Raw genomic sequence first — 11,727 nt, forward strand, 5'->3', positions numbered from 1 at the left:
CCCGCTGCGGTCGCCGTCGGGCCCGAACCTGGGTAGGCAGGACGCATGACCGTCCTCGGGTTCCACAACTCGCACGAGCAGGTCCACCCCGCGGCGCTGCTGGACGACGTCCGGCACGCCGAGGAGGTCGGCTTCACCGCCGCCATGTGCTCCGACCACCTCACCCCCTGGAACCCGCGGCAAGGGGAGTCGGCGTTCGCGTGGTCGTGGCTCGGGGCCGCGATGGCGACCACGTCGCTGCCGTTCGGGGCGGTGAACGCGCCCGGGCAGCGCTACCACCCGGTGATCGTCGCCCAGGCGATCGCCACCCTGGGCGCGATGTTCCCCGGCCGGTTCTGGGTGGCGCTGGGCAGCGGCGAGGCGATGAACGAGCACGTCACCGGCGACGCGTGGCCGCGCAAGGACGTCCGGGACGCGCGGCTGCGGGAGTGCGTCGAGGTCATCCGCGCCCTGCTCGCGGGGGAGGAGGTGAGCCACGACGGGCTGGTCACCGTGGACCGCGCGAAGCTCTACACGCTGGCCGATCCCCAGCCGGCCCTGATCTGCCCCGCGGTCAGCGTGGCCACCGCCCGCAACGGCGCCGACTGGGCCGACGGGCTGGTCACCATCAACCAGCCGCACGAGAAGCTGCGCGAGATGGTCGCCGCCTACCGGGACGCCGGCGGGCAGGGGACCCTCGCCCTCCAGGTGCACGTGTCCTGGGACCCCGACCCCGACCGCGCGGTGGCGGTCGCGCACGACCAGTGGCGCAGCAACGTCTTCCCGCCGCCGCTGTGCTGGGACCTCGACAGCCCGGAGGCCTTCGAGCAGGCCAGCGCGCACGTGACGCCGCAGGACATGCACGGCCCGGTCCGGATCTCGGCCGACCTCGGGCAGCACGCGGCCTGGATCGCCGAGTACCTGGAGCTCGGCTTCGACCAAGTGTACCTGCACCACGTCGGCCAGGAGCAGCGCCCGTTCCTCGACGCCTTCGGCGAACGGGTGCTCCCGCAGTTCGACCTCGAGCGACCCCGGCCGGTGGCCGCCATCGACCCGCCCGGCCCGGCCGAGAACCGCCGTCCGCACGTCGCCCCGGTGCCCGCGCCGTGAGGATCACCGACACGTCCGACCTCTGGTGGAAGAACGCCGTCGTCTACTGCCTGGACGTCGAGACCTTCATGGACTGGAACGGCGACGGCGTCGGCGACCTGCAGGGCCTGGCGCAGCGGCTGGACCACCTCGCCGACCTCGGCGTCACCTGCCTGTGGCTGATGCCCTTCTACCCGACGGCCGGGCGGGACGACGGCTACGACATCACCGACTACTACGGCGTGGACCCGCGGCTGGGCGACTTCGGCGACCTCGTCGAAGTGGTCCGGACGGCGAACGACCGCGGGATGAGGGTGATCGCCGACCTCGTGGTCAACCACACCTCCGACCAGCACCCGTGGTTCCGGTCGGCGAAGGAGAGCAAGGACTCCCCGTACCGCGACTTCTACGTCTGGCGCGCGGACGAGCCGCCGGACACCAGCGACCAGGTGGTCTTCCCCGACGCCGAGGGCGGCATCTGGACGCACAGCCCGGAGACCGGCGAGTGGTACCTGCACCGCTTCTACTCCGAGCAGCCCGACCTGAACGTCGCCAACCCGAAGGTCCGGGACGAGATCGCGAAGATCATGGGTTTCTGGCTGCAGCTGGGGCTCTCGGGCTTCCGGGTCGACGCCGTGCCCTTCCTGCTGGAGACCGCCGGGATGGACGAGGAGACGGCGGCGCGGTTCCCCGACCCGCACGAGTACCTGCGCGCCCTGCGCGCCTTCCTCGGCCGACGGACCGGTTCCGGTGTGCTGCTGGGCGAGGTCAACCTGCCTTTCGAGCAGCAGGTGGACTTCTTCGGCGGCGGGGACGGTGACGAGCTGACCATGCAGTTCGACTTCAACACCATGCAGCGCACCTACCTGTCGCTGGCCCGCGGCGACGCGGGGCCGCTCGCCGCCTCGCTGGCTGCCCGCCCGGAGATCTCCTCCGACAGCCAGTGGGGGACGTTCGTCCGCAACCACGACGAGCTGACCCTGGACAAGCTTTCCGACGACGAGCGCGCGGAGGTCTTCGCCGCCTTCGGCCCCGAGCCGGAGATGCAGGTCTACGACCGGGGCCTGATCCGGCGGCTGCCCCCGATGCTGTCGGGCGACCCGCGCCGGGTGCGGATGGTCTACAGCTTGCTGTTCGCCCTGCCGGGCACGCCGGTGCTCTTCTACGGCGAGGAGATCGGCATGGGGGAGGACCTCTCGGCCGGCAGCCGGCTGTCGGTGCGCACCCCGATGCAGTGGACCGGCGGCGCCAACGGCGGGTTCTCCCGCGCTCCGGCCGACCAGCTGACCCGGCCGGTCGTCGACGGTGGCTTCGGGCCCGAGTTCGTCAACGTCGCCGACCAGCGCCGTGACCCGGAGTCGCTGCTGTCGTTCATGAAGCTGCTGATCCGGCGCTACCGCGAATCGCCGGAGCTCGGCTGGGGGGAGTTCGCCGTCCTGGAGCAGCCGCACGCCGCGGTGCTGGCCCTCATGTGCACCTGGGACGACGCGGCGCTGGTCACCCTGCACAACCTCGGGCCGGAGCCGCGGACGGTGCCGCTCACCGTGCCCGGGTGCGGCAGCGGGCACCGCCTGCAGGACCTGCTCATGTCCTGCACCACCGACCTGGGCGACGACGGCGCCGCGGAACTGGCGCTCGAGGGCTTCGGCTACCGCTGGCTGCGCGTGGTCGGGGAGGACAGCCGGCGGCTGCTCTGAGCGCGGCGGTGGCTGGCTGCGGCCGGCCGGTTACCCGCTGACCTGCGATCCGGCATCCCGGGGGCGTGAGTGATGGCCCACGTGGCCGGCGCGGGGTGTCCTGCACCGCGCGGGGGACGGCTGTGCCTAGCGTGGCCGGTGAGGTGAGTGCGATGAGCGAACGAGACCAGACCATGTCCCTGCCCGCGACCGGGCCCGACGGCTCCGGGGCCCCGACCGGTGGCGGCACGTCGGCCGGGGCGACGCCGACCGGCGCGCCGGTGCCGCCCCCGCCGGAGCCGACCCCGGTCCCCGCCGGAGAGGCGCCACCCGCCGGGCACGCCACTGCGCCGGTGGGCGTCCGCCCGGCCCCTCGGAAGCCGCGGCGCGGCCCCATGACCGTGATGGGCCCCTGGGCGCCGGTGGCCGGCGGCCTCATCGGGCTGCTCCTCGGCCTGGTCGCCGTCCTGCTGCTCGCCGGCTCGGCGGAGACCTTCGACGACCGGCTCTCGCTGACCTTCGCCGTCCTGGGGCTCGGCCTGCTGGGGGCCGCCGGAGTGCTGCTCGCCGACGAGGTGCGCATCGTGCGCCAGCGCTCGCGGGAGGCCGGTGTGCGCCCGCAGTGGGTGGAGGCGACGGCGGGGCTGGTGAACGGGCTGACCCCGGCCCGCCTGCTGCTGCTGGTCAGCGCCTTCGTGCTGTTCCTGTCGGCCTACGTCGCCCGCTGAGCTGAGCGGCCGGGCGCCGATCGTGGTCACCGCGCTGCCGTGACCACGATCGGCGCCCCGGTGGGCGCCGGGTGGGCCTTGCCCTCAGGGCTTGACGGCGAGGACCGGGCGGTCGGCGTCGAGGAGGATCCGCTGGGCGCTGCTGCCCATGAGCAGCTTGCCGACGGGGGAGCGCTTGCGGAGCCCGATGACGATGACCGAGGCGTCGACCTCCCGGGCCACCCGCAGCACCTCGTCGGCCACCTCGCCCTCGCGGGTCACCTGCCGGACCTCGACCGCGACGCCGGCCTTCTCGGCCTGGGCGGTGATGTCGCGGACGGTGTCCTCGTCGGCGACCTCCACGCTGACCGGGGCGCCCCCGCGCGAGGAGTTGAGCACGAGGAGCCCCTCGCCGCGGCGCGCCGCCTCGGCGATCCCGGCATCGAGAGCCGCGCGGGCCTCCGGGGTGGGGACGAATCCGACGAGGACGGTCATACGGGCTCCTTGGCGCGATGGTCGGAGGTCTCCGCCCGCCGGCGCCGGAGCAGCCGGGAGAGCAGGGGACCGATGACGACGAGGGCGAATACCGCCAGCAGTGTCCCCGAGATCGGCCGGGTGAGGAAACCGGTGGGGTCGCCCTCGAAGATCAGCAGCGACCGGCGCAGGTTGCTCTCCAGCAGCGACCCGAGCACGAAGGCCAGCACGAGCGGCCCCGGGTCGAAGCCCAGCTTCTTCATCAGGTAGCCCAGGGCGCCGAAGACGATGACCAGGCCGATGTCGAAGACGCTGTTGCGCACCGTGTAGACGCCGATCAGCGTGATCATCACCGTGATGGGCGCCAGCACCGTCGCGCGGACCCGCAGGATGCGGACGAACAGGCCCACCAGCGGGATGCTCATGATCAGCAGCAGGATGTTGCCGATGTACATCGAGTTGACGACGCCCCAGAACAGCTCGGGGTCGTCCTGGACCAGCCGCGGCCCGGGGGTGACCCCCTGGATCAGGAGCGCGCCGAAGATGACCGCCATCGTCGCGTTCGCCGGGATGCCCAGGGTGAGCAGCGGGATGAAGGACGACGTCGCCGCGGCGTTGTTGGCCGACTCCGGGGCGGCGACGCCCTCCACCGCGCCCTTGCCGAAGCGCTCGGGGGTCTTGGAGCGGCGCTTCTCCAGCGAGTAGGCGGCCAGGGACGAGAGCGTCGCCCCGCCGCCGGGGAGGATGCCCAGGAAGAACCCGAGCACCGAGCCGCGGCCGATGGCGCCGGAGGACTGGCGCAGGTCCTTGCGGGAGGGCCACACGTTGGCCACGGTGGAGGGCGCGCGCACCGCGTGGTGCCGCTCCTCGAGGGCGTACAGGATCTCGCCGAGCCCGAACAGGCCCATCGCGATCGGCACGAAGTCCAGCCCGTCGGCGAGGTTCAGGTTGTCGAACGTGAAGCGCTCCGCGCCGGTGAAGCTGTCCCGGCCGACGGTCGCCAGCAGCAGCCCGGCGGCGGCGGCGATCAGCGCCTTGATCCGGTCGCCGCTGCTGATGGTGGAGACCAGCAGGATGCCGAGCAGCGCGAGGGCGGTGTACTCGGGCGGGCCGAAGTCCAGGGCGAAGCCGGCGACGAGCGGCGCGACGAAGGACAGCGCCACGATCGAGATGGTGCCGCCGACGAACGAGCCGATGGCGGCGATGCCCAGCGCGGTCCCGGCCTTGCCCTGCTTGGCCAGGGCGTAGCCGTCGAAGACGGTCACCACGGTCGACGCCTCGCCGGGCAGGCGCAGGAGCACCGACGTGATCGTCCCGCCGTACTGGGCGCCGTAGAAGATGCCGGCCAGCATGATGATCGCCGTCACCGTGTCGATGCCGATGGTCAGCGGCAGGAGGATCGCGATCGTCGCCGCGGGCCCGAGCCCGGGGAGGACACCGACCAGCATGCCGATGACGACGCCGATGAGGCAGTACAGCAGGTTCGTGGGCTCGAGGACGACGGTGAAGCCGTCCAGCACCGGGGCCAGATCCACCGGGAACTCCCTAGAACAGGTGCGGGATCGGGACCGAGAGGGCCACGACGAAGATCAGGTAGAAGGCGACGACCACGGCCAGGCTCAGCACGACCGACAGCCGCCAGCTCTCGCGACCGAGGAAGCGCAGCCAGACGAACACCAGCGCGGTGGCCGGGATCTCGAAGCCGATGACGCCGATCGCCGCGACGAAGCCGACCATCGTGGCGATGCCGGCCACGACGAGCCAGCTGGCGCGGGTGAACTTCTCCGCGTCGGCCGTCCGGCGGGCCAGCGGCAGCAGCGCCAGGCCCAGGCCGGTCAGCACGACACCGATGAGGAAGGGCCAGGTGCCCCCGGCGGGGGCCGATGCGCTGCCGACGCCCTGGCCGAACGACCCGACCACCGTGGCGATGCCCAGGCACACCACGACGAGCGCGATGACCACGTTCGCCACCGGACCGGCCGGCTCCGGGCGCTCCTCGGCGGTGAGCTCCGCGGCGAGGTCGTCGGCGTCGGCGATCGTCGGGTCGTCGTGCAGCCGTTCGACGAGGTCCGCCGGGCCGGTCCCGGCGGCCGGGTGGCCGCCGGGACCGGTGGGGCGCTGCGCCCCGCCGGGGGCAGAGGTCACTGCTCTCCGCCGAGGTCGATGTCGTACTCCTCGACCACGCTGCGGTACTGCTCCAGGTTGTCCGTCCACCGCTGCTGCAGCTCCTCGCCGTCGATCTCGTTCGGCGTCAGCAGGTTGTTCTCGTTGAACTCCTGGTAGGAGTCGGTCTCGAACGCCGCCCGCGCTGCCTCGCGCAGCTGCTCGATGATCTCGTCCGGGGTGCCCTCCGGCGCCACCAGGGCGCGGGACTGCTGCACCGGGACGTCGTAGCCGGCCTCGATTGCGGTCGGGGTGTCCGGCAGGAAGGACGGGCGCTCCTCGGCGAAGGTCACGATCGGGGTCAGCTCGCCACCCTCGATCCGCTCGATCGCCTCGCCGAGCTGGATGGAGCCGACGTCGACCTGCCCGCCCAGGACGGCGGTGAGCGTCGGCGAACCGCCGTCGAACGGGACGGCGGTGGCCTCGATGCCGGCCTGGTTGAACAGCAGCTCCTGCGACAGCTGGCTGCCGGTGCCGACCCCGGTGGTGCCGAAGGTGACCGGCCGGCCGGCGGCGGCGAGGTCCTCGACGGTGCTGAAGCCCGAGCCCGCCGCGGTGACGAGCACGTAGTCGTCGAGCGAGATGCCCGTGACGACCTCGTAGTCGTTGACGTCGACGGCCTCGTCCTCGGGGACGGCCAGCGGGGTGATGTACCCCAGGCTGCCGTTGAAGATCATCAGCGTCTGGCCGTCGGGTGCCTCCCCGGCCAGCTGCTGGGCCGCGAGCGCGCCGTTGGCGCCGGGGCGGTTCTCCACGGTGACCGCGACGCCGAGCTCGTCGGACATGCCCTCGGCGACGGCCCGCCCGATCAGGTCGGTGCTGCCACCCGGGTCCTGGCCCACCAGGATCGTGATCGGACCGTCGGGGAAGGACTCCGCGTCAGCGGTCTCGCCGCCGCCGAGGTTGCCGCCGCAGGCGGTCAGGGCGAGGGCTGCAGCCACGCCGAGACCCGCCGCGGTCCGGCGGCGAACCCGGTTCATCTGGGTCATCTGTGTCTCCTCGTCGAGAGCCCGGTCGGAGGGTTCCGACGCTGTGAGGGCGGTCACTGGTGCGGCGACTGTATGGGCGGCTTTTCATGCCTGTCCAAAACCGATGCTGCATTGATTGATACCTTGCCGGTATGGCGTTCACCTTGGAGCAGCTCCGCGGTTTCGTCGCCGTCGCCGACGAGCTGCACTTCGGTCGCGCGGCGGCCAGGCTGAAGATGACCCAGCCGCCGCTGAGCCGGCAGATCCAGAAGCTGGAGCGGGCCGTGGGCGCCCAGCTGCTGGAGCGGGACAACCGCCGGGTCACCCTGACGGCCGCGGGCGAGGTCTTCCTGACCGAGGCGCGGCGGCTGCTGGCGCTGGCCGACACGGCGCCCGAGGTCGCCCGCCGCGTCTCCTCGGGCTCCAGCGGCATCGTGCGGATCGGCTTCACGGCCGCCTCCACCTACGGCATCCTCGGCGGGCTCCTCAACGACCTGGCGCGCGAGCTGCCCGACGTCGACGTCGACCTCGCCGAGATGGTGACCCGCGAGCAGGTCGCCGGGCTGCTGGACGAGGAGATCGACCTGGGGCTGGCCCGTCCGCCCTTCGACGCGGAGAGCTTCGGCTCCCGGCTGCTGCACCGCGAGCCGATGCTCGTGGCCGCCCGCACCGGTCACCGGCTGCTGGAGCTGGGGCGCCCGGTGACCGCCGCCGACATCGGCGCGGAGCCGGTGGTCATGCACTCGCCCACGCGGGCCCGGTACTTCTACGACCTCGTGGTCGGCGTCGTGCCGGTGGCCTCGGAGAACGCCGTGCACGTCGTGAGCCAGGTGCTGACGATGCTCTGGCTGGTCGCCGCCGGGCGCGGCATCGCCTTCGTGCCGGCGTCGGCGGCGCGGTTGTCGATCGACGGGGTGGGCTTCGTGCGGCTGGAGACGCCGGTGCCCGAGCCGGTGGAGCTGCACCTCCTCTGGGCGCGGCAGTCGAAGAACCCGGCGCTGCGCCGGGTCCTCGACGTCCTCACGCGGCACACGGTCCGGGGGTGACGGCGACCGTCGATGCACGGGAGGCATCGAGCGATGCGAAACCGCTCTTGGACATGCATCGTCATCCGTTCCTACCGTGACGTCGACCACCGCCGCACAGCGCTCCGAGCGCCGAGGGCGGACCCGTCGGACCCGAGGAACCACCCGTGACGCTGCTGCCCCCGGACGCTCTCGCTGACCGGTTGAAGTCCGGCCTGCTCTCCTTCCCGGTGACCCACTTCGACGCCGACCTGCAGTTCGACGAGGCGCGGTACCGCGCCCACCTGGCGTGGCAGGCGAGTTTCGACGTGGCCGGCCTGTTCGCGGCCGGAGGCACCGGCGAGGGGTTCTCGCTGACCTCCGAGGAGATGGACCGGGTGGTGCGCGTCGCGGTCGACGAGGTCGCCGGTGCGGTCCCGGTCATCGCCCCGGCCACCGGCGGGACGGCGGTGTCGGTGGCCCAGGCCCGCGCGGCGGAGGCCGCCGGCGCCTCCGGCCTGCTGCTCTTCCCGCCGTACCTGACCGAGGCCAGCCAGCGCGGGCTCGTCGAGCACATCAGCGCCGTCTGCCGGGCCACCGAGCTCGGGGTGATCGTCTACAGCCGGGCCAACGCCGTGCTCAGCGACGTCACCGTCGCCGAGGTGGCCGAGCGCAACCCCAACCTGATCGGGCTCAAGGACGGCATCGGCGACATCGAGCAGATGACCCGCACCTACGCCCGTGTGGGCGACCGGCTGATCTACGTCGGCGGGCTGCCCACGGCCGAGACCTTCGCCCTGCCGCTGCTGGAGCTGGGCGTGACCACGTACTCATCGGCGTTGTACAACTTCCTGCCCGAGTTCGCGCTGAAGTTCTACGCCGCCGTGCGCGCCCAGGACCGCGCCGCCGTCTACGCCATGCTGAACGACTTCGTGCTGCCCTACATCGACATCCGCGACCGCACGAAGGGCTACGCGGTCTCCATCGTCAAGGCCGGGCTGACCGCGGTCGGCCGGGACGGCGGCCGGGTCCGCCCGCCGCTCACCGACCTGACCGAGGCGGAGCTCGCCGAGCTGACGGCGCTCGTCTCCAAGGTCTCCTGAGACCACGGACGAGGCAGGAGGAGGACCGATGACCGATCGCACACCGACGGTGGCCGCCGTCGAGGTGGTCCCCGTCGCAGGGCACGACAGCATGCTGCTCAACCTCAGCGGCGCGCACGGCCCGTTCTTCACCCGCAACATCGCCATCGTCACCGACAGCGAGGGCCGGACGGGCGTCGGCGAGGTGCCCGGCGGTGCGGCGATCCAGCGCACCATCGAGGACGCCGCAGCCCTGCTGGTGGGGCAGCCGGTCGCGACCTACGGGCGCCTCCTCCGGGAGGTCGCGGCCACCTTCGCCGACCGCGACGCCGGTGGCCGGGGCCTGCAGACCTTCGACCTGCGGACGACGATCCACGCCGTCACCGCGCTGGAGTCGGCGCTCCTGGACCTGCTGGGCCAGCACCTCGGGGTGCCGGTCGCCGAGCTGCTGGGGGAGGGGCAGCAGCGCGACTCCGTCCCGATGCTCGGCTACCTCTTCTACGTCGGTGACCGCACCGCGACCGACCTGCCGTACCTGGCCGAGGTCGACCCGGCCGACGACTGGGCGAAGCTGCGGCGTGAGCCGGCGCTCACCCCCGAGGCGGTGGTGGCCCTGGCCGAGGCCGCGCAGGCCCGGTACGGGTTCGGAGACTTCAAGCTCAAGGGTGGCGTGCTCCCGGGGGAGGAGGAGGTCGCCGCGGTCCGCGCGCTGGCCGAGCGGTTCCCCGACGCCCGCATCACCCTCGACCCGAACGGCGGCTGGCTGCTCGCCGACGCCGTCCGGCTGTGCCGCGACCTGCACGGCGTGCTGGCCTACGCCGAGGACCCGTGCGGCGCCGAGGGCGGCTTCTCGGGTCGCGAGGTGATGGCCGAGTTCCGCCGCGCCACGGGGCTGCCCACGGCGACCAACATGATCGCCACGGACTGGCGGCAGATGGCGCACGCCGTGCGGACCAACGCCGTCGACATCCCGCTGGCCGACCCGCACTTCTGGACGATGCGCGGCTCGGTGCGGGTCGCGCAGCTCTGCAGCGACTTCGGGCTGACCTGGGGCTCCCACTCCAACAACCACTTCGACGTCTCGCTGGCGATGTTCACCCACGTCGGCGCCGCCGCGCCGGGGGAGATCACCGCGCTGGACACCCACTGGATCTGGCAGGACGGGCAGGGGCTCACCCGCGAGCCGCTGCAGATCCGCGACGGCGCCATCGAGGTGCCCACCGCCCCGGGTCTCGGCGTCGAGCTGGACCGCGAGGCGCTCGAGGCCGCGCACCAGCTGTACCTCGAGCACGGGCTCGGGGCCCGTGACGACGCCGTCGCCATGCAGTACCTCGTCCCCGGCTGGGCGTTCGACCCCAAGCGCCCCTGCCTCGTCCGCTGACCGCTCCGGAGGAACCCGTGACCAGCACCGTGCCCGTCCTGCGACCCAGCAGCGCACCGGCGGTCCTCGACCGCATCGAGTCGGTCGCGCTCTCCTCGGTCACGCTGCCGCTGGCGACGGCGATCAGCGACGCCAAGGTCTTCACCGGCCGGCAGCGCGCGATGACCGAGGTCGTCTTCCTCTTCGCGGAGATCCGCACCGAGGCCGGTCTCGAGGGGATCGGGTTCAGCTACTCCAAGCGCGCGGGCGGACCGGCCCAGTTCGCGCACGCCCGCGAGATCGCCCCCGACCTGATCGGGGAGGACCCCAGCGACATCGCCCGGCTCTGGACCAAGCTGGTCTGGGCGGGCGCCTCGGTGGGCCGCAGCGGCGCCTCCACGCAGGCGATCGCGGCGATCGACGTCGCGCTGTGGGACCTCAAGGCCAAGCGGGCCGGGTTGCCGCTGGCCAAGCTGCTGGGCGCCCACCGGGACTCGGTGCGCTGCTACAACACCTCCGGGGGCTTCCTGCACGAGTCGGTCGAGCAGGTCAAGGACAACGCCACCCGGACGCTGGAGAGCGGCGTCGGCGGGATCAAGATCAAGGTCGGGCTGCCGGACTCGGCGGAGGACCTGCGCCGGGTCCGCGCCGTCCGTGAGCACCTCGGCGACGGGGTGCCGTTCATGGTCGACGCCAACCAGCAGTGGGACCGGCCCACCGCGATGCGCGTGAGCCGGCGCCTCGAGGAGTTCGACCTCGTGTGGATCGAGGAGCCGCTGGACGCCTACGACGCCGAGGGGCACGCCCAGCTGGCCCGCTCGCTGGACACCGCGATCGCCACGGGGGAGATGCTCACCAGCGTCGCCGAGCACCGGGAGCTGATCCGGCAGGGGGCGGTCGACGTCCTGCAGCCCGACGCGCCGCGGATCGGGGGGATCACCCAGTTCCTCAAGCTGGCCGCCCTCGCCGACGACGCGAACCTGCAGATCGCCCCGCACTTCGCCATGGAGATCCACGCCCACCTCGCCGCGGCCTACCCGCACGAGCCGTGGGTCGAGCACTTCGACTGGCTGCACCCGCTGTTCCACGAGCGCCTGGAGATCCGCGACGGCCGGATGCACATCTCCGACCGCCCCGGGCTGGGCATCACGCTCACCGACCAGGCCCGCGCCTGGACCGTCGAGCGCGTCGTCGTCGACGCGCCCCGCTGACCTGCCCCTCAGGA

The 11,727-nt window shown here is 72.7% G+C and carries 11 protein-coding genes; 7 read left to right on the forward strand and 4 right to left on the reverse strand.

The features are described from left to right. Window positions 1-45 precede the first annotated feature (45 nt). The 3 genes from ACI794_RS12660 to ACI794_RS12670 all read left to right on the forward strand — a co-directional run bounded on the left by ACI794_RS12660 (window position 46) and on the right by ACI794_RS12670 (window position 3,472). A complete protein-coding gene (locus ACI794_RS12660; protein ID WP_456603256.1) occupies window positions 46-1,089 on the forward strand; it encodes a TIGR03885 family FMN-dependent LLM class oxidoreductase in 1,044 nt (347 codons plus the stop codon). Further along, on the forward strand, window positions 1,086-2,765 hold the full coding sequence (locus ACI794_RS12665; RefSeq protein ID WP_456603257.1) for an alpha-amylase family protein: 1,680 nt from the start codon (window positions 1,086-1,088) through the stop codon (window positions 2,763-2,765). Before ACI794_RS12660 ends, ACI794_RS12665 begins: the two co-directional genes overlap by 4 nt. Window positions 2,766-2,917: 152 nt before the next feature. Then, the gene (locus ACI794_RS12670) at window positions 2,918-3,472 is read left to right on the forward strand and encodes a hypothetical protein (protein ID WP_456603258.1); all 555 of its coding nucleotides are present in this window, start codon (window positions 2,918-2,920) and stop codon (window positions 3,470-3,472) included. 84 nt (window positions 3,473-3,556) lie between these two features. Here ACI794_RS12670 and ACI794_RS12675 read toward each other — a convergent pair whose 3' ends face one another. From ACI794_RS12675 to ACI794_RS12690, 4 genes are read right to left on the reverse strand one after another with little or no spacing between them, the layout of a single operon-like run. Then, the gene (locus ACI794_RS12675) at window positions 3,557-3,946 is read right to left on the reverse strand and encodes a universal stress protein (protein ID WP_456603259.1); all 390 of its coding nucleotides are present in this window, start codon (window positions 3,944-3,946) and stop codon (window positions 3,557-3,559) included. Beyond that, window positions 3,943-5,460 (reverse strand): tripartite tricarboxylate transporter permease, encoded by a 1,518-nt coding sequence (locus ACI794_RS12680; RefSeq protein ID WP_456603260.1) that lies wholly within the window; start codon window positions 5,458-5,460, stop codon window positions 3,943-3,945. Before ACI794_RS12680 ends, ACI794_RS12675 begins: the two co-directional genes overlap by 4 nt. A 10-nt stretch (window positions 5,461-5,470) precedes the next feature. Continuing rightward, window positions 5,471-6,070, reverse strand: a complete 600-nt coding sequence (locus tag ACI794_RS12685) for a tripartite tricarboxylate transporter TctB family protein (RefSeq protein WP_456603261.1) — start codon at window positions 6,068-6,070, stop codon at window positions 5,471-5,473. Further along, window positions 6,067-7,077, reverse strand: coding sequence for a tripartite tricarboxylate transporter substrate binding protein (locus ACI794_RS12690; RefSeq protein WP_456582339.1), 1,011 nt, complete (start codon window positions 7,075-7,077; stop codon window positions 6,067-6,069). Before ACI794_RS12690 ends, ACI794_RS12685 begins: the two co-directional genes overlap by 4 nt. 131 nt (window positions 7,078-7,208) lie before the next feature. Here ACI794_RS12690 and ACI794_RS12695 point away from each other — a divergent pair, with 131 nt between their 5' ends. The 4 genes from ACI794_RS12695 to ACI794_RS12710 all read left to right on the forward strand — a co-directional run bounded on the left by ACI794_RS12695 (window position 7,209) and on the right by ACI794_RS12710 (window position 11,713). Next, complete coding sequence (locus ACI794_RS12695) at window positions 7,209-8,102, forward strand: LysR substrate-binding domain-containing protein (protein WP_456603262.1); 894 nt, start codon at window positions 7,209-7,211, stop codon at window positions 8,100-8,102. Between the two features lie 146 nt (window positions 8,103-8,248). Continuing rightward, the gene (kdgD, locus tag ACI794_RS12700) at window positions 8,249-9,163 is read left to right on the forward strand and encodes a 5-dehydro-4-deoxyglucarate dehydratase (protein WP_456603263.1); all 915 of its coding nucleotides are present in this window, start codon (window positions 8,249-8,251) and stop codon (window positions 9,161-9,163) included. A gap of 28 nt (window positions 9,164-9,191) precedes the next feature. Then, entirely contained in the window at window positions 9,192-10,523 is a 1,332-nt protein-coding gene (locus ACI794_RS12705) for an enolase C-terminal domain-like protein (RefSeq protein ID WP_456603264.1), read from the forward strand. 17 nt (window positions 10,524-10,540) lie between these two features. Next, window positions 10,541-11,713: an L-talarate/galactarate dehydratase gene (locus ACI794_RS12710; protein ID WP_456603265.1), complete on the forward strand. Its 1,173-nt coding sequence runs from the start codon at window positions 10,541-10,543 to the stop codon at window positions 11,711-11,713. Window positions 11,714-11,727 lie beyond the last annotated feature (14 nt).

Source organism: Blastococcus sp. SYSU DS0541 (assembly GCF_054050875.1).